A 23,993-nucleotide genomic window follows, 5' to 3' on the forward strand; every position below is an offset into this window, starting at 1 on the left:
ACAGAAGTCAGGCTTCGGACACTTGTCTGCCGCAAGGGCACGATCAGGACGAGAGGCGCGGCAAGTTAGCGATCACTTGCAGCAGCAAATGAATTCTGATGGTTTGACGTATTTGCAAGCGATTGCGTCTGATCGCGCGTGCCGGGCACTTCGGCGTGGGGCTCGTCGGTCGAAAGTCTGTTCGCAGCTGCGATGGTGTTGGCCAGCAGACAGGCTATGGTCATCGGCCCGACGCCGCCGGGGACGGGCGTGACGGCAAGGGCGTGATCCATCTCGCTCGCCGCACAATCGCCGACGATGCGCGTCCTGCCCTCGGGCGTATCGATGCGGGTGATGCCGACGTCGATCACCACCGCGCCGGGCTTCACCCAGTCACCGCGCACTAGGCCCGGTGCGCCTGCCGCAGCCACGACGATATCGGCCTCGCGCACGATCTGCGGCAGCCCTTGCGTGGCGATATGCGTGACTGTGACAGTGCATTCGCGCTCTAGCAGCAGCATGGCGACCGGCTTGCCGACGACGTTGGACTTGCCGATCACCACCGCGTGCTTGCCCTTGAGATCGTCCAGCACAGTGTCGATCAGCATCATGCAGCCCAGCGGCGTGCAGGGGACCAGCCCTTCGGAGCCGGTGGAAAGCCGCCCGACATTGACCGGGTGGAAGCCGTCCACGTCCTTGTCGGGCCGGATCGCGTCGAGCACCGGCACCGGATCGAGATGCGCGGGCAGCGGCAGTTGCACCAGAATGCCGTGAACCTGCGGGTCGGCGTTGAGTACGGCGACGAGCGAGAGGAGGTCCGCCTGCGATGTTCCTGCGCTCAGGCGGTGCTCGATCGAGCGGATACCCGCCTTCGCGCATTCGGAAACCTTGCGGCGCACGTAGATTTCGCTCGGCGCATGATCGCCGACGAGAATCACTGCCAGCGCGGGCATCTGCCCGGTGCGCTGGGTGAAGGCGGCGGCCTCGGTGGCGACCTTTTGCACCAGCCCGGCGGCGATGGCGCGGCCGGGGATCAGCTTGGCCATCGTCTTCAGTCCCGAAAGACCACGGTGCGATGGCCGTTCAGCAGCACCCGGTCCTCAAGGTGGAGACGCACCGCTTCGGCCAGCACGCGGCGCTCGATGTCGCGGCCGGTGCGCACCATGTCGTCCGGCGTGGCGGCATGGGTGACGGCTTCGACCGCCTGATGGATGATCGGGCCTTCGTCGAGATCGCCGGTGACGTAGTGCGCGGTCGCGCCGATCATCTTCACCCCGCGCGCATGGGCCTGGTGATAGGGCTTGGCGCCCTTGAAGCCCGGCAGGAACGAGTGGTGGATGTTGATGCAGCGGCCCGAAAGGAATGCCGACATCTCGTCCGACAGGATCTGCATGTAGCGCGCCAGCACCACCAGTTCGGCGCCGGTTTCGGCGATGATCTGGCGGATCTGCGCTTCCTGCTGCGGCTTGGTGTCGCGGGTGATCGGGCAGTGGTGGAAGGGCACGTCGTCGCCCAGCGAGATCGTCAGCGCCGAGCGCGGATGATTGCTGACGATGCCGACCACCTCCATGTTCAGCTCGCCCAGCTTGCTGCGATAGAGCAGGTCGCCCAGACAATGGTCGAACTTGCTGACCATCAGCAGCACTTTGGGCGGGCGGGCGTTGCGGCGGATCTTCCACTGCATCGCGGCCGGGCGGGCGACCACGCCGAAGCCGTCGCACAGTTCCAGCAGCGCGCTTTCCGAGGGGATGTCGAAGCCCACGCGCATGAAGAAGCGGTCGTTCGAGGGATCGTTGAATTGCGCAGCATCGGTGATGTTCGCCCCGTGCGAGGCAAGGCAGGTGGCAACCGTGGCGACAAGGCCGGGGCGGTCGTCGCACTGGAGCGTCAGCGTGCAGCTTTCGCTCACGGCGCGCGTGTCGGTGGGGGCATCGGCGGGGGCACCGACTGGAGCGGGGCGTTCGAGCGTGGCGATCTTGGTGGTCATGGCGTGGTGTCTTTCGTCCGGGGTCAGCGCGCGCGGTGGGCGGCGATCCAGTCGACGGCCTTCTCGATGCCGCCGAAGGGGTAGAAGTGCAGGTGGACAGGGCCAAGCTCGGGGACGAGGCCAGCCGACAGCGTGTCGATCATCCGCTCCGGTCCGGCGGTGCCGATCAGCTTGCCCAGCGAAATGCCGTACTTGCCCAGCACCGAGGCCGAGGCGCCGACGCCGCAGCGCGCGGCAAAGCGCATCAACTGGCGGATACCGGCAGGGCCGGGTACGCCGAGGCCCACCGGCACCGTGATGCCCTGCGCGCGCAGTTCGGCCATCCAGCCGAGGATACGCTCGGCATCGAAGCCGAACTGGGTGACGATATGCGCGTCCATGCCGCGCGCGGCGATCGCGGCGCACTTGTCTGTCAGCACCTGCCAGCGCTGCGCCTCGTCCATGTGATCGTGGCCCTCGGGATGGCCGCCGACGCCGAGGCGACGGATGCCCGCCGCCTCGAAGGCGCCGGTGGCGATCACCGCGCTGCTGTCCGCGAAGGGGCCGACGGGCTCGCTCGGGTCTCCGGCAACGACGAAGCATTCGGTCACGCCTGCCTCGCCGGTGAAGCGCGCAAGGTCATCCACCAGCGCCGAGATCGAGGCGATGCGCCGCGCCGAGAAGTGCGGCATCGGCTCGAAGCCGAGATCGCGCACGGCCTTTGCTGCCAGCACGCGCGCGGCGGTATCCTCGCCCGGAAGCCAGGGCACGGCGATCGTCGTGCCTTGCGGGATGCCGGGGGTAGCGGCCTGGAGCGAGGCGATGTCTTTGGCGGTCGCTTCGAGCGAGAAGCCTTCCGTCACATCGCGCAGCGGTATCGAGGTTTGCGTATCGGGTGCTGGCTGGAACATGCTGTCTGGTCCTTCCTGATCCGCCTTGTCGGGGCGCGCGGCGGCGCATCCCGAAAAGGCCGGGTGCGGCGCGGGGGCCGGGAAGGTCGCGATCGAATAAAGGCCGCCCGCGAGAAAGCCGGATGCGGAGCTTCACAAAGGGCGCTCGCGGGCGACAGGGACAGCCGACGGGAGAGGTCGGCTGACATAACGGTAGGTATTCGTGCGGGAGTGCGAAGCGGGAGCAGCGTTCTGTGCCGCCGCTCCCGCCCGGCTTACTTGGTCACTTGCGGTAGGTGTTGCGGGCGTGGGCGCCGTAGGGTGCCGGGGCCACGGTGGCGCGAACCTCGAACTGCTCGTGCGCTTCGACCTGCGGCTTGGTCGAGTTCGGGCTTTCGCCCCACAGCAGCGAGACCTGCGTGCCGGTGGCGGCGAATTCCTCGTCCACCACGGCCAGCGAGACGATCTTGCGCTCGTTGGCGAGATAGCCGCAGTCGAGCGAGATACCGGCAGCGGCGCCCTTCACCAGCACCTGGTCCATCTGGTAGAGGCCATAGCGCGCCTTGGGCATGTTGAAGTGCTTGGCCTTGGGGCCATCGCGCCATGCCGAAGAGACCACATCGGCCATGTCGTCGGCATCCCACACCAGCGTCACCTTCTTGCGGCGCGGGCCGGTGGCAAGGCGTTCCTTCAGCGCATCGGCACCGACGAAATCGTGGTCGAACTTGACGATGCGGTCATAGCCGAGGTCATGCGGCAGGACGTAGTAGTCTTCGATGTTGGCCGGGTTGTAGCTGCCGGCAAGGCTGCCGGCGCCGCGGGCGGGAAGCCATTCGCGATAGGCCTTGAGTTCGGGCTGGTTGAAGATCGCGGGCAGCGGGCCGGGAACCCAGCCGGATTCGAGGTTGGCGGTGGAGTAGGCGATCGAGCCGACCAGCGTCAGGCCGAATTCCTCACCGGCGGCGAGGATGGCGCCCCGCACAGCCTCGCCTTCGCTCCACGGGCCGAACATCTCGAAGCCGACCGCGCCCGCCATGCCGTGGCGCAGCGCCTGCACGCGGTGGCCGGCGATGGTGAAGTCGGTCATGCCGAAGAACTTGATCTCGGGCAGGGGCTTGCCCGTCACCTTCTCCATCAGCGCACCGGCCAGGGGCCCCTGCACTTCGTAGCGGTAGACCACCGGCGGGCGGCCGCCGCGATCCATCGACTGGGGATCGCGCTCGGTGGTGACGTCCCACTTGCCCGACTGCGCATGGTATTCCACCCAGTCCAGCGAGGTCGGACGACCGACGAGGTTGAACAGGTTCTCCTCAAGGTAGAACAGCACGCAGTCGCCGAGGTAGTTGCCGTCGGGCGCGCAGGCCACGAACTGCTTGGCCATGCCGGGGCGGAAGTTCTCGAAGCTGTTGACCGCGAGGTGGCGCAGCATCTCGAAGGCGCCGGGGCCCTTCACGTAGTGGTCGACCATGTGGTGCGACTGGTCCATGAAGCCGACGCCCGTCAGCCACGAGGCGACTTCGCTCTGCCAGTTGGTGAACTGCCCGGAGACCGTGCCGTGGGAGAACGCGCGGCGCTGGCTGTTGCGCAGCAATTCCACCGCGCCACCGGCGCGCAGGAGGGCCATTTCAAGACTTTCGGTCTGCTGGATCGTCACGGAAACTTCCTTTTCCTCTCGGGGTCTTTTGGTGTTCGCCTGAAGCGCCTTTGTGCTTGCCTGAAGCATCGCTGGGCGCAGCGGCGGGTGTGTCCCCGCAACAGATGACCCTGTGAGGGATTCGGAAAAAGGGGGGCTGCGCGCACCATTGGATTGCACAAAGTGCGCAAATGGAATGCGGCTTGCGTTGCTGCGCAAACGCCATTTATTTGTTCGAAAATGCCCTTGCGGGTATTTTCGGCGCGGCACCGGCCCTCTCCCCCACCCGGCCTCCCACAGTATATCCTTGATGGGAGGCCGGGTGGGGGAGAGGGCCGGTGCCGCACAACTCTGGGGAGACGGACCAATGGACCGCATGAAGGCCATGGAGGCGTTCGTCGGCGCGGTGAAGCAGGGTGGGCTCGGCGCCGCCGCGCAGGAACTGGGCATTTCCCGCACGATCGTCACGCGGCATATCCAGGCGCTGGAGGCGGAATTGGGCGTGCGGCTGATGAACCGTACCACGCGCTCGCTCTCCTTGACCGAGGAGGGCCAGCGCTACTTCCACTTCGCCGACGAAATCCTGACCCGCGTCGCCGAGATGGACCGCGCGGTCAGTGCCGAGGCGGGCGAGGCGCGCGGCGAGATCGCGGTGCTCGCGCCCAAGTGGCTGCATGCGCAGGCAACGCGGCTGCTGGTCGAGTTCGCCGCGCTGCACCCGCAGATCCGACCCCGGTTGATCCTGGGCGGCATGGCGCAGACCGCCTATGGCTTCGTCGATCAGGGCTGCGAGATCGCGCTGCACACGCGCCAGATCCCCGACAGCCGGATCGTCGCACGCAAGCTGGCGGACATTCCCTACCGGCTGGTCGCCTCGCCCGGCTATGTTGCGCAGCACGGTGCGCCCGCCGCGCCGTCAGATTTGTCCGAGCATCGCCTGCTGGTGCAGTTCAACTATCACACCTGGCAGTTCTTCCGTGACCGGCGCGAGGAGCGCCTCCAGCCGGTGGGCGCGCTGTCGGCAGACACTTTCTCGGTGCTGCGCGATGCCGCGTTGCAGGACATGGGGCTGGCGCTGGTGCCTGAGCCGCTGGTGCGCGGGGATATCGCGGCGGGACAGCTGGTCGAGGTGCTGCCCGACTGGACGCCGCTGCCGCAGACACTGTTCGTCGCCATCGCACCGGGCGGTGGCCTGCCGGTACGGGTGCGTCTGCTGATGGATTTCGCGCTCGACTGGTTCGCGCGCAACGGATTGTAGGGTTTGGGTCTGTCTGGAAAATGTCGATTACGACATTTTCAGGAAGCGGCACCGGCCCACGCCCCCACCCTGCCACCCGCAGGATACTACCGTTGAGTGGTAGGGTGGGGCGTGGGCCGGTGCCGCAAAATTCTTACCCTCCCACGTCGATCACGAAGCTGCTGCGGGCAAGCCGGGCGGGTGAGGTCGTCGCGCCGAGCAGCGTCCAGGCGCCAAGGCTTCGCGCGGACTGCCACAGGAACGCAGGGACTGCGAGTTGCGGGCGCTGGCCTCCGGCGAAGTCGCGCCCCAGCAGGCTTTCCATCGGCGTGCGCACACCGTCGCCCACCTCGAAGCGGGCGGGGGCGCCTGCGTAGAAATGCCAGACCTGCGTCGCGTCCAGCTGGCCGAGCGGCAGCGGTTCGTCGCCGGAAAGCAGGTAATAGATCGAGCTGATGCTGGGGCGGCTGCGGGTTTCGCTGTCGGCATGGTGCGGGGCGAACCAGCCGCAGGTCGGATGACGCTCCATCGCGAACAGCTCGACGATGCGCTCCAGCGGGAGATCGTCCACGGATGAAATGGCAGTATCGGGCATGACGTTTCTTGGGTGTTCCTGGGAGCTGGGGCGGATATCATCATGGCAAAAGATGCCGCCGGCGTCTCGCCCACGTTGCAGTGCAGCGAGATGGCAATCGCCCGAAACGGGAAATTGATACCCTGCATTGCGACTTTGATGCCTTTGTTTTGCAGTGCTTGGTGATACCACAGAGATCGAATCAGGCAGTCGCCCACGAAGGTGGCGCCGGTTTTTGGGAAGAAGAAGCACCGCCAGCAAGGATTTGCGGTGCCGATTGATGCCGGGGCGAGTGGCATCGACAGGGGAGGATTTTCGTGACCAAGCGTATTATCGCCGTGCATGTCAGTGCGCTCGCGCTGGCATGGGCCGGTGCGTCTCATGCCCAGACCACCACATCGCCTGCACCAGCGCCATCAGAAACACCGCCTGCCACTGACGCGACACCGCCTGCCATCGCCCCTGAAAAGGCGCAGGAAATCATCGTCACCGGCTCGCGCGTCATCACCAACGGCAACAACAGCCCGACGCCCGTCACGGTCGTCTCCACGCAGCAGGCGCTGGCGGTGCAGCCCGGCACGCTGGCCGATGCGTTGAACACGATGCCGGTGTTCTCCGGCTCGCGCGGGTCGGGCTCGAACGCCTCCTCGACCGGTTCGGTCGGTGCGGGCAACGGTGCCGCGAACCAGTTGAACCTGCGCAACCTCGGCAGCCAGGAAACGCTGGTGCTGATGGACGGCAAGCGCGTGCCGCCCACGCTCATCAGCGGCATCGTCGATGTCGATTCGATCCCGCAGATGATGGTCAGCCGCGTCGATGTCGTCACCGGCGGCGCTTCTGCCGTCTACGGCTCGGACGCGGTTGCAGGCGTGGTCAACTATGTGCTCGACAAGAACCTGCAGGGTTTGAAAGTGCAGGCCGAGGGCGGGATTTCGCAAAAGGGCGATGCCGGACACTATCAGGCAGGCCTGGCCTGGGGCACCGATCTGTTCGGTGGCAGAGGCCATTTCGAGGCGAGCTACCAGTACCTCAAGCAGAACGGCATCACCCGCCGCACCGACCGTTCGTGGCTCGATCAGGCGGGCGTGACCGGGGCAGGCACCACGGGCAACCCTTACGTCAACCAGACGGGCCTGCGCCTCTCGAAGATCACCTCGGGCGGCTATATCTCGTCGGGGCCGCTGGCCGGGCAGACCTTCAACGCCGATGGTTCGCTGCGGCCTTATCAGGCAGGGACGGCCACCGGCACCTCGGCGCTCGAAGTCGGCGGCGACGGCGCCTATTACGACGCCTCGCTGATTGCGCCGCTGGAGTTCAACCAGTTCTTCGGTCGCTTCGACTACGATCTGACCGATGACATCCACTTCTACGCGCAGGCGGGCGGCAACTTCAAATCGAACCAGTCCTATGCCGACAACGTGCTGCTCCAGAACGCGACGATCAGCGCCAGCAATCCGTTCTTGTCGGACGCCATCCGCAGCCAGCTGGCCGGGCAGAGCACGTTCAAGCTGAGCGAGTTGATGACCGCCGGGCCGCGCCTTGGCGTCGATGCGAAGACCACGCAGATCAACCTTGCGGCGGGGCTGAACGGCAAGCTGGGCAAGTTCGACTGGAACGTCGATTACATTCACGGCTCCTCGGTGCTCAAGACCACATCGACCAACAACCTGAACTACCAGCATCTTTACGCTGCGCTCGATGCAGTGGAGGATGGCAACGGCAACATCGTGTGCGCTTCGGCCGCGCAGAACCCGGATTGCGTGCCGCTTGATGTGTTCGGCGCGGGCAATGCCAGCCAGGCCGCGCTCGACTATATCCAGCAGGACACGCACTATCGCGCCGCAACCGTGCTTGACGATGTGACGGCGGCGATCAGCGGATCGCCCTTCGATACCTGGGCGGGGCCGGTAAACGTGGCGATCTCGGGCGAATGGCGGCGTCTGGCGTTCCATTCGAGCAGCGATGCGACGCCCAGCGACTATGCCGACTGCACCGGTATCCGCTACAACTGCACGCAAGGCTCGACGCTCTTGTGGCAGAACACGTTCGCCCCCACCGACACCATCAGCAACACCGTGTGGGAAGGGGCGGTCGAGGCGAACGTGCCGCTGGTCAATGACCTGCCGTTCATCAAGTCCTTCGCGCTCAGCGGCGCGGCACGCTACACCAGCTACCAGACCAGCGGCCAGTACTGGACGTGGAAGCTGGGGATCGACTGGCACATCACCGATACGCTGCGGGTGCGCGGCACACGTTCGCGCGATATCCGGGCACCTACGCTGAACGACCTGTTCGCGCCGACCTATATCAGCATCGTGCGGCCTACCGACACGCTGACAGGTACGTCGCCGACGGTCCCGGCCTATAACCTTTCCAACCCCAACCTGAAGGCGGAGATCGGCAACACCTTCACGATCGGTGCGGTGTGGAAGCCTTCGCCGGTGTTCGATATCGCGGTCGATTACTACCATATCAAGGTGACGAACGCGATCACGCAGCTGCAGGGCCAGACCACGCAGATCCAGCAGTTGTGCTATGCCAGCGGCGGCACATCGCCCTATTGCGCCTTGCAGGTCCGTCCCGGCGGGTTCGACCCGAACAACCCGGACGATACCAACCCGGCCAATCAGGTCACGGCCTGGATCAGCCAGAGCATCAACCTCTCCTCGATCGAGACGATGGGCGTCGATGTCGAGGCGAACCTGCACACCTCGCTGTTCGGCCGCCGTCTGGGCGTGCGGTTCCTGGGCGCGTACCAGCCGCATATCTACTATCGCCAGCCGGGCGTGCCGACGATCGATCAGGCCGGAGCCGCCTTCGGTCAGCTGGGCGCAGCAGCCGCGCCGACCGTGCGCCTGACCGGCCTTGTCCACTACGAGCCGAGCGATCAGCTTTCGGTCGACCTGATGGAGCGTTGGCGCAATCCGATGAAGCTGAGCGGTGTGCCCGGCGAGGTCTGGGAAAACAATCACCTCGATTCGTTCGCCACCACCAACGTGACACTGACGTTCAAGCCGACCGGGGTTCCCACCGGGGAGTTCTACGTCAACGTCCAGAACCTGTTCAACGCCATCCCGCCGACGGGCGGCTATACCGGCAACGGCACGCGTGCCGGATACCGCGATGGCTATGCGATCGGCGACGATGTGATCGGTCGCCAGTTCACGGCAGGCTTCCGGATGAAGTTCTGATTTCGCCCCCACCCTGGCGGAACACTGCGAAGAGGGCGGCGCGCGGCGTCGTCCTCTTCGGCTTTTCGGCGTCTGAAGATGCTCAGGCGCGCAAGGGCGTGAGGGAAGGGCAGGAATTGGAAGGCGGGCAGCGCAGTTTGGAAGTCCGCGCGCGAACGCATCCCCTACAGTCGATCCGCTTCGTATAAAAACATGGCAAGGAGTACCCCCCGATGCTTTCCTCCTCTCCTCTCCGGCTGGCGTTGATCGCGGCGGCAGGTGGTCTTGTAGCGCTCGGCTGTGGCGCGGCGCAGGCGGTCGATGGACCGGACCCGCTGGCTGCCGCGCTGCCGGTGCCGGCCTATGTGCCCTCGCTGGCGCAGCGCATCGCCGCGATGCCCAAGAACCTGCCGCGCGCCGAGGCTCCGCCGCTCGACGCCGCGATTGCCGCAGCCCGCGCCGCAGTGAGTGCCTGCGCGGCGAAAGGCGCGCCGGTCAGCGTGCTGGTCGCGGATGTGAACGCGCAGCCGGTCGTGCTGCTTTCGGGCGATGGCGCGGGCGTGCGCTCGATGCTGATCGCGCAGACCAAGGCGAATATCGTGGCGAAGTACGGCAAGCCCTCGCTCGATGTCGCCAATCTGGCCGAAACCAACCATGACACGGCGGTCAGCGCGGTGGTCGATCCCGATATCGGCGTGCTGCGCGGCGGCGGTTTCCCGCTGATGCACGGCAAGCACATGTTCGGCATCGTCGCGGCCTCGGGCGGATCGCTGGGCGGCGACAAGACGCTCGACGAGCAGTGCGCGCAAGTCGCCGTCGCCATGCTGGAAGGCCGCAAGGGTTAAGGGAGAAAGAGAGCCTGCGGGCGGGCAGGCTCTCTTGCGGGCTTTCTACACCGCCTGCGGCAGGCGCACCGGTTCGGCGCTGACATGGCGGCGGATGGTGTCGAGGAACTCGCTCTGCAGTCGGGTCGGCATCCAGTCGGCGCGGCGGGTGATGCCGATCGACGGGGCAGGTTCGATCCGCGAGAAATGGAGTGCGCGCATCGTGTCTCGCTCGGCGGCGACCTCGTAGGAGGTCATCAGCGTCAGCCGGTCGCTGTCGCGCAGCAGGTGGCGGATGATCGGCACGCCGCAAGTGGCGAGCTGGGTGCGCGGGCCGGGCGTTCCGGCGAAGATCCGCTCGAAACAGGCGCGGCGGCTGGAGCCTTCGGTGCCGATGATCCAGTCATGCGCCATCAGTTCGGACACCGTGACCTTGCCCGCGAAGGTCAGCGGATGGCTGCGGCGCCCGACGATGACGTAGGGCGTCTGGGCCAGCGGTTCGCAGATGAAGTCTGGATCGGTCTGTTCGGGCAGCAGGCCGACCGCGAAATCGACCGCGCCGGTGCGCAGCGCCCGCGTCATTTCGGTCGCGTTTTCGCTGATGACCCGAACGTCCGCCTGCGGATGGGTGGCGAGAAAATCGCCGAGCACCGAGGCCAGCAGCACGCTGCCGCCGAACGGCATGGCGCCGATCACCACGGGCGTTTCGCTGCCTTCGCGCGCGGCGTCCAGTTCCATCACGCCCAGTTCGATCTCGTGCATGGCGAGCCGCGCCAGCTGGCCGAAGCGGATGCCTGCCGGGCCGACGATCATGCCCGAGGCGGTGCGATAGAACAGCGAGACCTGCAGGTTGCCCTGAAGATCGCGGGCCGAACGCTGGAGCGAGGCCGGGGAAATCGCGATGACCTCGCCCGCCTGCTCGAACGAGCCGTGCTCGACCACCGCGACCAGCATGCGCAGCTGCGAGCGCGTCAGGCGGTTCATGATCGCGCGGGCATTGTCCGCGTTGGTGGCGGCGCCGATCTCGACGATGGCGCGCTGGGCCTGGTTGAAGAAGCGCTTCACGCGGGCGTGGAAGATCTCGCCCCATTCGTTGAGGTAGCTGCCGCTCGCGCGCCGGTCGACCAGCGGCACGTCGAGCTGGGCTTCCATCTTGGCGAGGGCTTGCGTGACGGCAGGTTGCGACAGGTTGCAGGCCTCTGCGGCCTGCCGCACGCTGCGCAAGTCACCGATCGCCTCGAACAGGCGCAATTGCCGGAAGCTGAGCGACCCGGCGCGTTCGAGGCTGTTGCCGGAACTGGTGCCAGAGTGGTTGGCTGTGATCATTATTTATGTCCTCTCCTGCGGTGCAGTCTTCGCCTTTTTTATCTCCCGTTCAACCTGAAATGCATCGCATCGTTCCCGCATCTGCGAAGGTAATGCGCGTCGACAGGTCATGAGATCGGCATGAAATATCACGCTATTGCGCAGAAAACATGGGATTATGACGGGTATCCGGAGATTGCTCGCAGCTGCGCAGGCTCGTTTTCAAGCACAGGCGCAATGCGGTAAACCTATTGCCGCTTGCGCGATTTCAATCGCTGCAAAATCCATATTTCAATCACATGACAGGGCGAGCCGCAGCGCACAGGTTATAAATTGCTTGTCTCCTGCGCGTGGTTCCGGCCCCGCCGCGTTGACGAAGCGGGCGGGGGTGGCGCTTAGAGAGGCGCACGCTGGCAGCCCGGATCTCGGGCGGGCTGGTGCAAGAAGGTTTCAAGGAGAGTGAGAGTGAGCCAGAAAGTTCCCCTCAAGCTGGCGATTGCCGAGCATCCGCACACCTCGGCGATCCGCAGCGGCGAGATCGAGATCGAGGGTGTTGAGCCCGAGTTCGTCACCGTCAAGCCGCAGATCGGCGCGTTCCGCCGCATGGTGCGCGACCTCGAATTCGACGTCTGCGAACTGGCGCCGACCACCTATATCATCGCCCGCGCCTATGGCCGCCCGTTCACGGCGCTGCCGATCTTCGTGGTGCGTCGTTTCCACCATGGCGGCATGCTGGTGCGCCCCGACGCGGGCATCCATCATCCGAAGGATCTGGAAGGCAAGACCGTGGGCGTGCGCGCCTATTCGGTGACGACTGGCGTGTGGATCCGTCAGGTCTTCATCGACGAATACGGCATGGACAATTCCAAGGTGAACTGGGTCGTCGATGACGAGGAGCACGTCACCGAGCTGAAGCTGCCTTCCAACGTGCGCCACACCGAAGGCGGCGTCTCGCTGGCCGACATGATGGCCAGCGGCGCGATTCAGGCGGGCGTCGAGGCGGCGGCCGGCATCGGTCGTACCGGCAGCCCGACCGGCGGCTGGCAGGAAGTCGACACCAGCATGTATCCCGATCTCATCCCCGATGCGGAAAGTGCGGAGAAGGAATACTTCGCGCGCACCGGCGTCTATCCGATGCACGGCACGATCGTCGTCAAGGACGACATCCTGGCGCAGCATCCGTGGATCGCGCGTTCGCTCAACGATGCCTTCACCCGCGCCAAGGACGAGTGGCTGGCCAAGCTGAACTCGGGCGAGGCGACCGGCAAGCAGGCGGACAAGTACCGCGCGCTGCAGGGCATCGTCGGTCCCGACCCGCTGCCCTACGGCATTGAGGAGAACCGCGCGACCATCGAGGCGCTGGAGCAGACCGCGTTCAAGCAGGGCCTCACCCCGCGCCGCATGAGCATGGAGGAACTCTTCGTCGATCCGCTCAAGGCGCCGGTGCGCGTCTGATCTTTTCGCTGCGGGAGGCGGCATGGTGTCGCCTCCCGTCGGTTTTTCGGAACGTTCACGCTATCGGCTCGATCTCTTCCTGCCCCCGTTCGTGTCGAGCGAAGTCGAGACACGGCATTCGCCGCGCCAGCGTGTCTCGACTTCGCTCGACACGAACGGAGGGGGTGGCGGGGCACGGTAGTAAAACAGCAGCTTGCTGGGTGAACCTCTCCGCACAATTACGGAGTCTATCATGATCATCGACTGTCACGGCCATTTCACGACCGTGCCCAAGCACTTCCGCGAATGGCGCGCCGCGCAGGTCGCGGCGGCGAACGACGAGGCGAACGCGCCGAAGATCGCCGATGCCTACGTCACCGACGACCAGATCCGCGAGGGCATCGAGGATGGCCAGCTTCGCCTCCAGCAGGAGCGCGGCGGAGACCTCACGCTGTTCTCGCCGATCGCGGGGCTGATGAGCCACCACCTCGGCAACGAGCGCACCAGCCTGGAATGGGCGACGATCTCGAACGATCTCGTCTATCGCGTCACCGAGATGTACCCGGACAACTTCGTGCCGGTGGGCATGCTGCCGCAGAGCCCCGGCGCAGCACCGAAGAACTCGGTCCCCGAACTGAAGCGCATCGTCAACGAACTCGGCTTCGTGGGCGTGAACATCAACCCGGACCCGACTGGCGGCTACTGGACGGGCAAGCCCTTCACCGACAAGGAATGGTATCCGCTGTTCGAGGCGCTGTGCGAGCTGGACGTGCCGGGCATGGTCCACGTCGCCGCCTCGTGCAATCCCAACTTCCACGGCACCGGCGCGCATTACCTGAATGCCGATACCTCGGTGTTCATGCAGATCCTGCAGTCGAACCTGTTCAAGGACTTCCCGACGCTGCGCCTCGTGATCCCGCATGGCGGCGGCGCGGTGCCGTACCACTGGGGCCGCTATCGCGGCATGTCGCTGGAGATGATGGACCGTCCGCTGGAAGGTCTGCTCGAAAACGTGTTCTTCGACACCTGCGTCTATCACCATCCCGGCGTCGAGCTGCTGACCAAGGTGGTGCCCACCACCAATGTCCTGTTCGGTTCGGAAATGATCGGTGCCGTGCGTGGACGCGATCCAAACACCGGCCACTATTTCGATGACACCAAGCGCTATGTTGATGCCTGCGAAGCGCTGACCGACGCCGATCGCCAACTGATCTACGAAGACAACGCACGCCGCGTCTATCCGCGTCTCGACGCGCGCCTGAAGGCCAAGGGCCTGTAAGGAACCGGGGCGGCGGGGAGCGCGATTCAGGGCTATTCCTTGAGGGCATAAGTTATGTCTTCCGGCCCAGTTCCAACTCCCCGCCACCTGCGTGCCCCGGCACACTGCAAGACCTGACCGAACTTCGAGTCAAACCCCCGAGAGGATGACCGGCATCGCGCATGGACGCGGCCGGCGATTGGAGCCCGACACCGATGACAGCGACGTATGTCGATATTCACCCGCATGTGATCTCGGACGACGAGACCGCCTATCCGCCCGCGCCCCTGTTCGGCAAGCGTTCGGACTGGTCGCAGGAGCGCCCGAGCACGGTCGAAACGCTGATCGCCTCGATGGACGAGGCGGGCGTCGCCAAGGCCGCGGTGGTCCATTCCTCGACCACCTATGGTTTCGACAACAGCTACGTCGTCGATGCGTGCAATCGCTATGCCGATCGCCTGATCTCGGTGGGTTCGGTCGACGTGCTGGCGCCCGATGCGGTCGAGACGATCCGCATGTGGACCGATCGCGGCCTCAAGGGCCTGCGCATCTTCACCGGTGGCAGCACCAAGGAATTCGACGCCAGCGAGCTGGACGACGCGCGCGCCTATCCGGCGTGGGAGCTGCTGGGTGAACTGGGTATCCCGATGTGCATCCAGACCGGCCCGAACGGCCTCGATGCCGTGGTCTCGCTGGCCAGGCGCTTCCCCAACGTGAACATCATCCTCGACCACCTCGGCCGCCCCGATGTGACCGACGGCGCGCCCTACGCCAAGGCGCAGAGCCTGTTCGACCTCGCGCCGATCACCTCGATCTACTTCAAGCTGACCCCGCGCATCATGGGCGACAGCACGAAGGGCGAGGCGACCCCGGAAACGCTGTTCCCCAAGTTCGTCGAGGTGTTCGGCGCCGATCGTCTGGCCTGGGGTTCCAACTACCCGACCTCGCCCGGCACGCTGGGCGAGATCAAGGCAACCGCCGAGGCGCGTCTGGCCTCGCTCGACGCGGAAGCGCGTAGCTGGATCTTCGCCAGGACCGCACAGAAGCTATACCCCGCGCTGGCCGACTGATCCTAAAAGGTCGCGGCAACGAGAATAAAGAAATTGGAGAGTGACATGGCAAGGGCAATAGAGAGCAGGGACGGGGTGGAAGTGCCCTCGTTGGCGGGTGAAGGCCTGCTCGACGATACGCCGCGCGTCAACGCGACGACCTGGGCGATCCTGATCCTGCTCGCGCTGGGGGTGATGATCGCCTACGTCGATCGTACCAGCATTTCCTCGGCGCTGGCCGAAAAGCCCTTCATCGATCACTTCGGCCTGACCGATGTCGATCGCGGCTGGGTGAACTCGGCCTTCTTCTGGTCCTATGGCCTGATCCAGATCCCGATGGGCTGGCTGGTCGATCGTTATGGCGTGAAGCTGCCCTACACCATCTGCTTCGCGCTGTGGTGCGTGGCGACGGCCGTGACCGGGGCGATCTCGACGCTGTTCGCGCTGATCGTCATGCGCATCATTGTCGGCGCGGCGGAAGCGGCTGTGATCCCCGCCAGCTATCGCTGGATCCGCGACAACTTCTCCGAAGGCTCGGCAGGTACGGCGGTCGGCATCTTCACGGCGGGCAACAAGCTTGGCCCGGCGATCGGCGCCCCGGTCGCGGCGTGGCTGATCACCGCGCATGACTGGCGCACGATGTTCTTCGCCACCGGCATCGTCGGCATGCTGTGGCTGGTGCCGTGGATCTTCGGCGTGCGCAACGATCTGCCGCCGCCCGAAATGCGCGCCGAAGTGCGCCGCAAGGCCTCGGCCGTGACGCTGGGCGCGATCCTTGCCAGCCCGCTGGTGTGGGGAACGCTGATCGTCAGCTTCTGCTATGGCTATTTCACGTTCTACTGCATGACCTGGATGCCTTCGTATCTGGTCGAGCAGCATGGCCTCTCGCTCAAGCAGTCGGGCCTCTATACCTTCTTCAGCTTCTCTGGGATTGCCATCGTCGCGGTTGTCGCGGGCTGGGCGGCGGACCGGATCATCGCCCATGGCGGCAACGCGGTGTTCGTGCGCAAGGCCTTCACCGTTGCCGGGTTCGTCGGCGCGAGCACGATCCTGCTGGGCGCCTATTCGACCAACCTCGATACCGCGCTGTTCTGGAACGTGTTCTCGCTCTCGTGTCTGGGCCTTGCCACCGCGAACAACCTGGCGCTGTGCCGCCTGACGCTGATCCCCAAGCCCGCCGTCGGCCTCGTTACCGGCGTGCAGCAGGTGGCGACCAGCATCTCGGGCGGCGCCGCCGCGCTGATCTCGGGCTGGCTGCTTTCGGCGAGCGGCGGCTACGACCTGCCGATCCTCGTGATCGTGGCCTTCTGCGCGCTGGGCGCACTCACCACCATCTTCGTGCTGCAACCGCGCTGGGCACCCAAGGTCCACGCGGCAGCATAAGCATCAACGGATTCGATCCTCGACAAGGGATACAAGACAATGGCTAAAATCGTATTCGGAATGGCTGTCCCCCACAGCGGCATGCTGGGACAGGCACCGGAAGACTGGCTCACCAACGGCGAGCGCGACCGCAACAACCCGGCCTTGTGGTACAAGGGCAAGACCTGGACCTATCCCGAACTGGAGGCCGAGCGCGGCGCCGCCTTCGAATATGGCCTGACCATGGAAGAGCGCACCGAACGTGCCGCCAAGTGCCGTGCCGCGCTGGACGAGATGGCCGAAGCCTACAAGCGCGCCAAGGTCGATGTGTGCATCGTGCTGGGCAAGGACCAGAAGGAAATCTGGCCCGACCAGTCCCCGCGATCACCATCTACACCGGTGAGGAAGTCCATAATGGCCCGCCGCAGCGCCCGGTCTATGCGCCCGATCATCATGTCGTCCACAAGGCCCATCCCGAGTTCGCGACCTACCTGATCGGCAAGTTTCAGGAGCAGAATTTCGATCTCAACGACCTGCAAGCCTGGCCGCAGAACACCTGGATGGAGCGTCAGCGCGGCTATGCGCCGGACTATCCGGTGGTCCCGCATGCCTACAGCTTCGTCTATCACCAGATCATGGGTGACGATGTGCCGCCGCATGTGCCGGTGCTGTTCAACCTGTTCTATCCGCCCACGCAGCCCTCGATGGCGCGCTGCATCGAGTTCGGCCGCGTGCTGCGCGATGCGATCGAGGCCTGGCCCGAGGACGTGCGCGTGGCGGTGATCGCCTCGGGCGGCCTGTCGCACTTCGTCAACGACGAGGAGTTCGACCGCAACGTGATGGGGATGCTGGCGAGCTACGATTACGACGGCCTCGCCGCCATTCCCGACACCTACTACCAGTCGGGCACGTCGGAGGTGAAGATCTACTCCATCGTGATGATGGCGCTCCAGCACACCGGCGCGCAGATGAAACTGGTCGACTACGTGCCGTGCTGGCGCACCGCTGCCGGCACCGGCGAAGGCATGGGCTTCATGTACTGGAGCCCCGAAGAACAGACCGAAGCTGCCTGAAAGGCCTGACTGACATGACCGACAATCGCCTCAACGGCATCATCCGCGCCTTCGAAGCCGGCAAGCCCGCCTTCACCTGCTTCGCCAAGGTCGACAAGCTGACCGCGCAGGAAATGACCGACGCGCCTTACGATGGCGTGGTGTTCGAGATGGAGCACAACCCCTACGACGTGGCCGGACTGGGCGACGCGCTGCAGTACATGCTCAACCGCAAGACAATCGCCTCGACCGGCTCGGTCGCCCCGGCGGTGACGCCGATTGCGCGCATTCCGGCGAACGGCGCCGAGATGAACCAGTTCCAGGCCAAGCAGGTGCTGGATCGCGGCGTCTACGGCGTCATCACCCCGCACGTCTCGACCGTCGAGCAGGCCTACAACATGGTCGCCTCGTGCCGCTATGCCAGGCCGACCGGCGCGGCGCTCTACGAGCCCAAGGGCATTCGCGGCGACGGCCCGGCCACGGCAGCGCGCTACTGGGGCCTGACCCAGCACGAATACTACGCCAAGGCCGACGTCTGGCCGCTGGCTCCGCATGGCGAACTGCTGGTGGGCATGATGTGCGAGAGCCCCGAGGCGATCGAGAACCTCGACGATATCCTCGCCAACGTGCCCGGCATCGGCTTCGTGCTGATCGGCGAGGGCGATCTTTCGCAGGCGCTCGGCTATCCGCGCCAGTACGAGCATCCCGAAGTGCTCGATGCGATGCGCCGTATCGTCGAGACCTGCAAGAAGCACAACGTGGTGGTCGGCAACCCGCACACCAATGCCAAGAACGTCGAGCGCCTGATCGGCGAAGGCTATCGCTTCCTGATGTCCGCCCCTTCGCGCAGCTATGGCGTGGTCGGGCAGGGCCGCGAACTGGCGGGGTACTGAGCCATGGCCGAAGCGAACCCCAACCCCGAAGCAGGCGAGATGACCGGCGCGCAGACGCTGGTCAACACACTGGCCGACAACGGCGTCGACGTGTGCTTCGCCAATCCCGGCACGTCCGAGATGCACTTTCTGGCCGCGCTCGACAATCCGCGCATGAAAAGCGTGCTGTGCCTTTACGAGGGCGTGTGCACCGGCGCGGCGGACGGCTGGTATCGCATGAAGGAGACGCCCGCCTCCACGCTGCTGCATCTGGGGCCGGGGCTCGCGAACGGCCTGTCGAACATCCACAATGCCAAGCGCGCCTCTTCCGGCATGGTCAATATCGTGGGTGAGCATTCGGCCAGCCACCTGAAGTACGATCCGCCACTGACTTCGGACATTGAGGGCCTTGCGCGGCCGCTCAGCCACTGGGTGCGCCGCGCCGAAAGCTCGACGACCATCGCCTGGGATACCGCCAGCGCGGTGGCGAAGGCCAGCGAGCACCCCGGCCAGATCGCCACGCTGATCCTGCCGGGCGATACCGCGTGGAAGGCCGCCGGTCCCTCGAAGGTGCCGACGGGGCTTGGCCGTCCGCGCACCGCCCCCGATCAGGCGCGGGTCGACAACGTGGCGCGCGTGCTGCGCTCTGGCGAGCCGGTGCTCATCATTCTGGGCAACCGCGCCACGCGTGGGCAGGCATTGGCCCTGGCGGGCAAGGTGGCAGGCGCCACCGGCGCGCGGCTCGGCTCGCAGTTCTTCACCGCGCGTATCGAGCGTGGTGCAGGCCGCACCCCGCTGGAGCGCATCCCTTACGCGGTGCCGCAGGCGCGCGCGTTCCTGGCGGGCTTCAAGCACATCGTCACGGTGGAGACGAAGGAGCCGGTGGCGTTCTTCAGCTATCCCGACCAGCCCAGTCTGATGAAGGGGCCGGAAACCATCGTCCATTCCTTCGTCGAGCCCGACGAGGATTCGGCGCTGGGCTTCGAGATGCTGATCGAGGCGCTGGGCGGTTGTCGCGACGCTGCCCCGCTGGTGCAGGAGCGTATCGAGGCGCCAATCCCTTCGGGCGCGCTGGGGGCCGAGACGATCGCCCATGCGCTCTCCGCCGCGCTGCCGGAAGGCGCGATCCTCGTCGACGAATCGCTCACCACCGGGCGCCAGACGATGGGCCTGACGATGGGCGCGCGTCCGCATGACCTGATCAACAACATGGGCGGCTCGATCGGTTACGGCACCCCCGTCGCCACCGGGGCCTCGCTTGCCTGTCCTGACCGGCGGACCTTCTGCATGGTGGGTGACGGCTCGGCGATGTACACGATCCAGTCGCTGTGGACGCAGGCGCGCGAAGGGTTGCCGATCACCACGATCATCTTCGCCAACAACCAGTACGCGATCCTCAAGGCCGAATACACCAACATGGGTGCGGGCGCGACGCCGGGGCCGCAGGCGATGGCGATGATCGACATCGACCGTCCGACGATCGACTGGGTGGCCATGGCAAAGTCCATGGGCGTGCCCGGCGTGCAGGTGGATAACGCCGGAGACTTCTACAAGGAGATGGCGCGCTCGGCCGAGATGGACGGCCCCTGCCTGATCGAAGTGAAGCTCTACTGAGAAAAGAGGGGAGAGAGTCCATGACCGATACCAATACAGACGTGCTCACCCTGCGCGCCAACGTGCAGGACTATCCGCAGACCAAGGCACTGAAGGACGGGCGCGTCTCGTCCGAGATCGTCAAGCTCGACTTCTGCGGCCCGGAAAAGGCGCATAACGGCTTCAAGCCGATGCTGCGCGAGAATGCCTTCGACTGCGGCGAACTGGCAATCGTCACCTATCTGCAGGCCAAGGCCTACGGCAAGCCGTGGGTGATCCTGCCCGCGCCGGTCTCGGGCCGGTTCCAGCACCATTGCGCCGGGTACAACCGCGAACTCGGCCACGTCGCGCCCAAGGACATCGAGGGCAAGAAGGTGGGCGTGCGGACCTATGCGCAGACCACCGGTCTGTGGGTGCGCGGCGTGCTGCAGCACGAATACGGCGTCGATCTGAACAAGGTGACATGGATGACCGGCGGTGACGGGCACCTGCTCGAATATACCGATCCCGACAACTGCGTGCGTCTGCCCAAGGGCTCTGACATCGGCCAGATGATGCTCGACGGCGAACTGACCGCGACGCTTCAGGGCGTCGATCTGCCCAAGGACCCGCGCGTCGAGCGGCTGATCCCCGATCCCTTCAACGCCGCCAAGGAGTGGTTCGCGCGCGAAGGCGTGGTGCCGATCAACCACATGTTCGTGGTGCACGAGGATTTGTCGAAGAACCGCCCCGACGTGGTGCGCGAACTCTACCGCATGATCGGCGAGACGCGCGACCTCACTGAAGGCGGGCTGCCCGATCCGTTCCCGCCTATGGGGCTTGAGGCCAACCGCAAGGGTCTGCAACTCGCCATCGACTGGGCCTACGAGCAGAAGATCATCCCTGCGCGCATGAGCGTGGACTCGCTGTTCGACGAGACCACCGGCGCGCTGGGGTAAAGGAATTCGCTGACCGGCGAATAACCGGCATCGATCCGCTCTCTTGCCCGGCGCACCTGTGGGGCGACGGTGGGAGCGAGCGGGTCGGTGCCGGATGGGGCATGCTCCGTCCGGAACATGCCTTTGGTCCATCCTGACACTGACGGGCCGGAGTTTCGCTCCGGCCCGTTTTTTCGTGTCGATCCGGCATGCGATGCGATGACACGCCCCGCAGGGGTTGGATGGCCTGCGGGGCGCGTCGGCCTCCGGGGCCCGCGCTTGCGGGTCTGCCGGGGCGGGGGGTTATTGGGCGGCGCTGCTGCCTGAGCCGCTATTCGCAGTCGTGGCCTTTTCGCTGCTGACGCCCAGGTTCACCGAACCGCTGGCGCCATTGCGCGAGGCAGAGCCGCTGCCCGATCCGGTGGCGGTGGTGGTGCGCTTGCCGGTGGTGGCGCTGGCCGAGCCGTCACCGCTGCCGCTGACGGAAGAGTCCGACGACGTGTCCGATAGCGAACCGGCGGTATCGCGCAGCTTGCCTGTTGCGGTCTTCGCGCGCTGGGTGGTGGCCGAACGGGCATTCGAGGCCGCCGTGCGGGCGCTGGACGCGGTGCCGGAAGCCGTATTGGCCGCGCGCGAGGTGAGGGCCGAAGTCGCGCCCGATGTGTCAGGTGTGCTGACGCTGCCCAGCAGCCCGCCCGAGGCCGAGCCATTGGCGCCCGAACTGTTCGCCGAGCCGCTGGTGCTGCCGGTACCCGAACCCGAAACGCCGGTTTCCGAAGCCGCAGAGGTCAGCGCCGAGCGCGCGCCGCTGGTGGCGTTAGAGGTGGCGCTGCGGGCCTTGCCGGAAGCGCTCTGAAGGCGGCCAGAGGCGCCCTGCGCACGATCCGCAGCGGTCGAGCGGGCGTTGGCGGCGGCGCTTTTCGCGCTGGAAGTAAGACCCGAGGCATCCGGCGTCGCGGCGCTGCCCAGCAGGTTGCCCGAGCCATTGGCCGCGCCGGTCGTCGAACCGTTGCCCAGCATCGAGCTCGCCGAGCCGGTCAGGTTGCCGGTGGCCGAGCGGGTGGCCGAGGTGTCCGAGGTCGTGCCGGTGCTCGACGGCGTGGTGCTGGAAGTTGTGTCGCTGCTGCGGTGACGGCGGGTCTTCACGGTCTTGGCGGCGCTGCCGCTCGCGTTCGACGTCACGTTGCGGCCGGTGCGGGTAACGCCGAAGGCGCCGTCGCCGTCCATGGTGCTGCCGACCGAGCTGCCCATGCCGCTCAGCGTGCCGCCGAAGCCGCCGCCCAGCGCGCCGCCAAGGCCGCCACCACCGAGACCGCCGCCGCCCAGCAGCTGGGCCTGTGCCACGCCGGGCACGGCGAAGATCGCCAGCGCGACCGAGGTGGTGGTGAGAATGGTTGCGAGAGTCTTCCTGTTCATCGGTGTGCTCCTTCTTGCGTCCCTACCTCCATTTCGGGAGGCTCGGGGAAGGAACGGGTGCCGGTTTCGCTTTCATCCCTCGGCAACGAGATTTTTCGGAAATATTCGCTCAGAGCCCCGAGCGGCAGATGTTGCAGAGCACGCCCCGGCCAGTTTCGGAGCGCCCGGTGTTGCGCCGGCCGGAAAGCGCTTCGGCATCGGTCGCGCGCAGGGCCGCGCGTGCATCCGCGCCGCCCTGTCTGCGCGCGGCGATGCGCGAGGCGACCAAAGGGGCGGCATAGGAGGTACCGCGCAAATCGATGCGGCCTCTTTTTGGCACCAGCGCGCTCATGTCCGCGCCGGGCGCGGCATAGTCCAGATGCGTAGCGCGGCCCGCCTCGATCAGCACGCGGCCCGCACCGTCGATGCCGGTGACGGCGATCACGCCGGGGTAGGAGGCGGGGTAGGCGGGGGCGCTGCGGCGCCGTCATTGCCTACGGCGGCCACGATGGTCATGCCGCGCTGCTGCGCCGCTGCCACTGCACGGGCGAGCAGCGGATTGGCCGGGCCGACAAGGCTGATCGAGACCACCGGCACCGCCTCCTGCTGCATCCAGCCCAGCGCGCGGGCGATCGCCAGCGCGTTGCCGCCCGCCGGATCGCTGCCGTAGACATCGGCATCGTAGAGCCGCGCCGTGCCCGCGCCTGCCAGCAGCGAGGCGATGGCGGCGGCGTGGTCGCTGACGCGCGGGGCGCCTTGGGCGAAGCCGCGCTGGGCGACGATACGGGCGGCGCTCTGCGGCGAGCCGGTGCCGAAGCCGCCGTCGATCACGCCCACGGTGCCGCCGCGCGGCAGGTCGGACGGGGAGGGGCGGCTGGTCTCTCGGGACGACGACGTGGAGGCGCCCGCCGGAAAGTGCAGCTGGTCGGCGGAGATCTCGCGGCCCGGCAGCGCCTTGCGCAAGCCATCCACCGCGCGGGCCAGCGATTGACCGTCAGGCGTGCGCAGCCGGGCATAGGCAATGCCGAGACCGTCAAGCGTGCCGTTCTCGATCACCGTGTATCCCGCGCCTTTCGCCGTTGCCAGCGCGGTGGGATCGGGATCGAGCAGCAGCACTTCGCCGCGCACGGCGGGCTGGTGGTCCTCGTCCCATTCCACACTGTCCTTGTGACGGCTGACGAACCGGGCAAGGCGCTGCAGCCGCTCGCGCGCCAGCGAGGTGGCATCGCGCAAGGTATGTGCCAAGGGATCGGTGAGCGGCGAGGCAATGTCGTCGAGCGCGCCTTTCACGCCGTCGCGCACCTGCCCCAGCGCCGTGCCGGGATCGAGCGCCCCGCCGGTCGGCAGCCCGCTCACCAGCTGCGCGTGCAGGGGCGGCGTGAGCAGCGCGGCGGTCGCGATCGCGGTGGTCATTGTCGCCCATATTGCGGCGCGGCGGCGCATTTGCTTGTCCCTTTCGAAAATTCGTAGCACTCACGGATGA

The 23,993-nt window shown here is 66.2% G+C and carries 22 protein-coding genes; 13 read left to right on the forward strand and 9 right to left on the reverse strand.

All coding sequences use genetic code 11. The features are described 5' to 3' along the window. Positions 1-65: 65 nt before the first annotated feature. From CI805_RS05480 to CI805_RS05495, 4 genes are all read right to left on the reverse strand, one after another. Positions 66-1,025: a bifunctional 5,10-methylenetetrahydrofolate dehydrogenase/5,10-methenyltetrahydrofolate cyclohydrolase gene (locus CI805_RS05480; protein WP_260926953.1), complete on the reverse strand. Its 960-nt coding sequence runs from the start codon at positions 1,023-1,025 to the stop codon at positions 66-68. A 5-nt stretch (positions 1,026-1,030) separates the two neighbouring features. Further along, positions 1,031-1,888, reverse strand: coding sequence for a formyltetrahydrofolate deformylase (purU, locus tag CI805_RS05485; protein WP_260927831.1), 858 nt, complete (start codon positions 1,886-1,888; stop codon positions 1,031-1,033). A gap of 101 nt (positions 1,889-1,989) precedes the next feature. After that, positions 1,990-2,856: a methylenetetrahydrofolate reductase gene (locus CI805_RS05490; RefSeq protein ID WP_260926954.1), complete on the reverse strand. Its 867-nt coding sequence runs from the start codon at positions 2,854-2,856 to the stop codon at positions 1,990-1,992. A 262-nt stretch (positions 2,857-3,118) separates the two neighbouring features. Beyond that, on the reverse strand, positions 3,119-4,489 hold the full coding sequence (locus CI805_RS05495) for an aminomethyl transferase family protein (protein WP_260926955.1): 1,371 nt from the start codon (positions 4,487-4,489) through the stop codon (positions 3,119-3,121). Between the two features lie 346 nt (positions 4,490-4,835). Here CI805_RS05495 and CI805_RS05500 point away from each other — a divergent pair, with 346 nt between their 5' ends. After that, positions 4,836-5,726, forward strand: coding sequence for a LysR family transcriptional regulator (locus CI805_RS05500; RefSeq protein ID WP_260926960.1), 891 nt, complete (start codon positions 4,836-4,838; stop codon positions 5,724-5,726). 133 nt (positions 5,727-5,859) lie between these two features. Here the strand turns inward: CI805_RS05500 and CI805_RS05505 are convergent, their stop codons facing one another. Beyond that, the gene (locus tag CI805_RS05505) at positions 5,860-6,300 is read right to left on the reverse strand and encodes a cupin domain-containing protein (RefSeq protein ID WP_260926962.1); all 441 of its coding nucleotides are present in this window, start codon (positions 6,298-6,300) and stop codon (positions 5,860-5,862) included. Between the two features lie 296 nt (positions 6,301-6,596). On the opposite strand from CI805_RS05505, the gene CI805_RS05510 reads away from it, so the two are divergent. Continuing rightward, the gene (locus tag CI805_RS05510; protein ID WP_260926963.1) at positions 6,597-9,470 is read left to right on the forward strand and encodes a TonB-dependent receptor domain-containing protein; all 2,874 of its coding nucleotides are present in this window, start codon (positions 6,597-6,599) and stop codon (positions 9,468-9,470) included. 212 nt (positions 9,471-9,682) lie between these two features. Then, on the forward strand, positions 9,683-10,294 hold the full coding sequence (locus tag CI805_RS05515) for a heme-binding protein (protein WP_260926965.1): 612 nt from the start codon (positions 9,683-9,685) through the stop codon (positions 10,292-10,294). 45 nt (positions 10,295-10,339) lie between these two features. Here the strand turns inward: CI805_RS05515 and CI805_RS05520 are convergent, their stop codons facing one another. Further along, positions 10,340-11,599 (reverse strand): LysR family transcriptional regulator, encoded by a 1,260-nt coding sequence (locus tag CI805_RS05520; protein ID WP_260926967.1) that lies wholly within the window; start codon positions 11,597-11,599, stop codon positions 10,340-10,342. 444 nt (positions 11,600-12,043) lie between these two features. On the opposite strand from CI805_RS05520, the gene CI805_RS05525 reads away from it, so the two are divergent. The 10 genes from CI805_RS05525 to CI805_RS05570 all read left to right on the forward strand — a co-directional run bounded on the left by CI805_RS05525 (position 12,044) and on the right by CI805_RS05570 (position 21,136). Then, on the forward strand, positions 12,044-13,033 hold the full coding sequence (locus CI805_RS05525; RefSeq protein ID WP_260926969.1) for a PhnD/SsuA/transferrin family substrate-binding protein: 990 nt from the start codon (positions 12,044-12,046) through the stop codon (positions 13,031-13,033). 22 nt (positions 13,034-13,055) lie between these two features. Continuing rightward, positions 13,056-13,214, forward strand: coding sequence for a hypothetical protein (locus tag CI805_RS05530; RefSeq protein WP_260926971.1), 159 nt, complete (start codon positions 13,056-13,058; stop codon positions 13,212-13,214). Between the two features lie 51 nt (positions 13,215-13,265). Next, a complete protein-coding gene (locus CI805_RS05535; protein ID WP_260926973.1) occupies positions 13,266-14,291 on the forward strand; it encodes an amidohydrolase family protein in 1,026 nt (341 codons plus the stop codon). 194 nt (positions 14,292-14,485) lie between these two features. Beyond that, on the forward strand, positions 14,486-15,340 hold the full coding sequence (locus tag CI805_RS05540; protein WP_260926976.1) for an amidohydrolase family protein: 855 nt from the start codon (positions 14,486-14,488) through the stop codon (positions 15,338-15,340). Between the two features lie 45 nt (positions 15,341-15,385). Further along, positions 15,386-16,702, forward strand: a complete 1,317-nt coding sequence (locus CI805_RS05545; protein WP_260926978.1) for an MFS transporter — start codon at positions 15,386-15,388, stop codon at positions 16,700-16,702. A gap of 60 nt (positions 16,703-16,762) precedes the next feature. Further along, complete coding sequence (locus CI805_RS05550; RefSeq protein WP_260926980.1) at positions 16,763-17,176, forward strand: hypothetical protein; 414 nt, start codon at positions 16,763-16,765, stop codon at positions 17,174-17,176. A gap of 209 nt (positions 17,177-17,385) precedes the next feature. Next, entirely contained in the window at positions 17,386-17,754 is a 369-nt protein-coding gene (locus CI805_RS05555) for a hypothetical protein (RefSeq protein ID WP_260927833.1), read from the forward strand. A 14-nt stretch (positions 17,755-17,768) separates the two neighbouring features. Then, positions 17,769-18,626 (forward strand): HpcH/HpaI aldolase family protein, encoded by an 858-nt coding sequence (locus tag CI805_RS05560; protein ID WP_260926982.1) that lies wholly within the window; start codon positions 17,769-17,771, stop codon positions 18,624-18,626. Between the two features lie 3 nt (positions 18,627-18,629). Then, on the forward strand, positions 18,630-20,219 hold the full coding sequence (locus CI805_RS05565) for an acetolactate synthase large subunit (protein WP_260926984.1): 1,590 nt from the start codon (positions 18,630-18,632) through the stop codon (positions 20,217-20,219). 20 nt (positions 20,220-20,239) lie between these two features. Further along, a complete protein-coding gene (locus CI805_RS05570) occupies positions 20,240-21,136 on the forward strand; it encodes a phosphate ABC transporter substrate-binding protein (RefSeq protein WP_260926986.1) in 897 nt (298 codons plus the stop codon). Between the two features lie 282 nt (positions 21,137-21,418). Here CI805_RS05570 and CI805_RS05575 read toward each other — a convergent pair whose 3' ends face one another. The 3 genes from CI805_RS05575 to CI805_RS05585 all read right to left on the reverse strand — a co-directional run bounded on the left by CI805_RS05575 (position 21,419) and on the right by CI805_RS05585 (position 23,953). Further along, a complete protein-coding gene (locus tag CI805_RS05575) occupies positions 21,419-22,531 on the reverse strand; it encodes a hypothetical protein (RefSeq protein ID WP_260926993.1) in 1,113 nt (370 codons plus the stop codon). A gap of 109 nt (positions 22,532-22,640) precedes the next feature. Then, on the reverse strand, positions 22,641-22,955 hold the full coding sequence (locus CI805_RS05580) for a hypothetical protein (protein WP_260926996.1): 315 nt from the start codon (positions 22,953-22,955) through the stop codon (positions 22,641-22,643). Then, a complete protein-coding gene (locus tag CI805_RS05585; protein ID WP_260927001.1) occupies positions 22,952-23,953 on the reverse strand; it encodes a S8 family serine peptidase in 1,002 nt (333 codons plus the stop codon). Before CI805_RS05585 ends, CI805_RS05580 begins: the two co-directional genes overlap by 4 nt. Between the last annotated feature and the right edge of the window lie 40 nt (positions 23,954-23,993).

Origin of the sequence: Novosphingobium sp. 9 (assembly GCF_025340265.1) — a bacterium.
In the GTDB taxonomy this organism is placed as follows: domain Bacteria; phylum Pseudomonadota; class Alphaproteobacteria; order Sphingomonadales; family Sphingomonadaceae; genus Novosphingobium.

Excerpts from the sequence above, each read along its gene's own strand:
- CI805_RS05480 (WP_260926953.1), bottom strand. The coding sequence starts at position 1,025 with ATGGCCAAGCTGATCCCCGGCCGCGCCATCGCCGCCGGGCTGGTGCAA.
- CI805_RS05490 (WP_260926954.1), bottom strand. The coding sequence starts at position 2,856 with ATGTTCCAGCCAGCACCCGATACGCAAACCTCGATACCGCTGCGCGAT.
- CI805_RS05500 (WP_260926960.1), top strand. The coding sequence starts at position 4,836 with ATGGACCGCATGAAGGCCATGGAGGCGTTCGTCGGCGCGGTGAAGCAG.
- CI805_RS05505 (WP_260926962.1), bottom strand. The coding sequence starts at position 6,300 with ATGCCCGATACTGCCATTTCATCCGTGGACGATCTCCCGCTGGAGCGC.
- CI805_RS05515 (WP_260926965.1), top strand. The coding sequence starts at position 9,683 with ATGCTTTCCTCCTCTCCTCTCCGGCTGGCGTTGATCGCGGCGGCAGGT.
- CI805_RS05520 (WP_260926967.1), bottom strand. The coding sequence starts at position 11,599 with ATGATCACAGCCAACCACTCTGGCACCAGTTCCGGCAACAGCCTCGAA.
- CI805_RS05530 (WP_260926971.1), top strand. The coding sequence starts at position 13,056 with ATGGTGTCGCCTCCCGTCGGTTTTTCGGAACGTTCACGCTATCGGCTC.
- CI805_RS05535 (WP_260926973.1), top strand. The coding sequence starts at position 13,266 with ATGATCATCGACTGTCACGGCCATTTCACGACCGTGCCCAAGCACTTC.
- CI805_RS05540 (WP_260926976.1), top strand. The coding sequence starts at position 14,486 with ATGACAGCGACGTATGTCGATATTCACCCGCATGTGATCTCGGACGAC.
- CI805_RS05545 (WP_260926978.1), top strand. The coding sequence starts at position 15,386 with ATGGCAAGGGCAATAGAGAGCAGGGACGGGGTGGAAGTGCCCTCGTTG.
- CI805_RS05550 (WP_260926980.1), top strand. The coding sequence starts at position 16,763 with ATGGCTGTCCCCCACAGCGGCATGCTGGGACAGGCACCGGAAGACTGG.
- CI805_RS05555 (WP_260927833.1), top strand. The coding sequence starts at position 17,386 with ATGGCGCGCTGCATCGAGTTCGGCCGCGTGCTGCGCGATGCGATCGAG.
- CI805_RS05560 (WP_260926982.1), top strand. The coding sequence starts at position 17,769 with ATGACCGACAATCGCCTCAACGGCATCATCCGCGCCTTCGAAGCCGGC.
- CI805_RS05565 (WP_260926984.1), top strand. The coding sequence starts at position 18,630 with ATGGCCGAAGCGAACCCCAACCCCGAAGCAGGCGAGATGACCGGCGCG.
- CI805_RS05570 (WP_260926986.1), top strand. The coding sequence starts at position 20,240 with ATGACCGATACCAATACAGACGTGCTCACCCTGCGCGCCAACGTGCAG.
- CI805_RS05575 (WP_260926993.1), bottom strand. The coding sequence starts at position 22,531 with ATGAACAGGAAGACTCTCGCAACCATTCTCACCACCACCTCGGTCGCG.
- CI805_RS05585 (WP_260927001.1), bottom strand. The coding sequence starts at position 23,953 with ATGCGCCGCCGCGCCGCAATATGGGCGACAATGACCACCGCGATCGCG.